Below are 700 nucleotides of genomic sequence, written 5' to 3'. Positions count from 1 at the left end.
TTAATACATCCATTTCTATTTTATTACGAGCACACCTTTGATGTATCAGATGAGTGGGATCGCTAAATTCAGCACTGACATTGATAAAATAACAACCATGAAAAGATGACGATGTGATGTCTCTGCTATTTATAGAATCATCGAGTGTATTGAAAAGCTCGCTAATAGATGGGTAACCATCCTCTACTTGAGATAAACGAGAGTTTAAAGATGCGAAATATTGTTGGTTGCAATAGTCAATGGTAGCCGCAATAAGCTCTTCTTTGCTTGAAAAATAGGTATAAAGCGTCTTCTTCGCTACACCCGATTCAGTCAATACCTGGTTTATACCAACAGCATGAACTCCATATTGATAAAAAAGTTTAAAAGCAGTTGAGATTAATAGTTCTTTCTTGTCCATAGAAGCTAAGACCTGGTTGTTGTACGGATTGAATATTGACATCAGTAGACTGACTTGTCTACTCTTAGATGAGGGAGACAGATCGGTCTCCTTTACTTTGCCGGTACTTAATTAAGAGGTTTTTACATGAAAAGTACTCCCCGTGCTCCGCATGAAATGTTTCATAAAATCTATGACTTAGTGACTATTGGCTCAGGCTCTGCTGCAAGGGCAGCGGCTAATGAAGCACGCAGATTAGATAAATCAGTAGCAATGATTGAGCAGGGGGTTGCGGGAGGCACGTGTCTGAATGTTGGCTGT

At 39.4% G+C, this 700-nt stretch carries 2 protein-coding genes; one reads left to right on the top strand and one right to left on the bottom strand.

From position 1 onward, the window contains the following. Positions 1 to 400 (bottom strand): TetR/AcrR family transcriptional regulator (locus RE027_RS17960; RefSeq protein WP_368809659.1); only part of this gene is annotated, 400 nt, incomplete at its 3' end. 126 nt (positions 401 to 526) lie between these two features. Here RE027_RS17960 and RE027_RS17955 point away from each other — a divergent pair. Beyond that, positions 527 to 700: FAD-dependent oxidoreductase (locus RE027_RS17955; RefSeq protein ID WP_438612452.1), on the top strand; the 174-nt coding region annotated here is incomplete at its 3' end.

The sequence above is a fragment of the Kocuria sabuli genome (genome assembly GCF_040981185.1).
Classification (GTDB): Bacteria; Actinomycetota; Actinomycetes; order Actinomycetales; family Micrococcaceae; genus Kocuria; species Kocuria sabuli.
The sequence above is the reverse complement of the archived record's forward strand: the minus strand, read 5'-3'. Positions and strand labels throughout refer to the sequence as shown.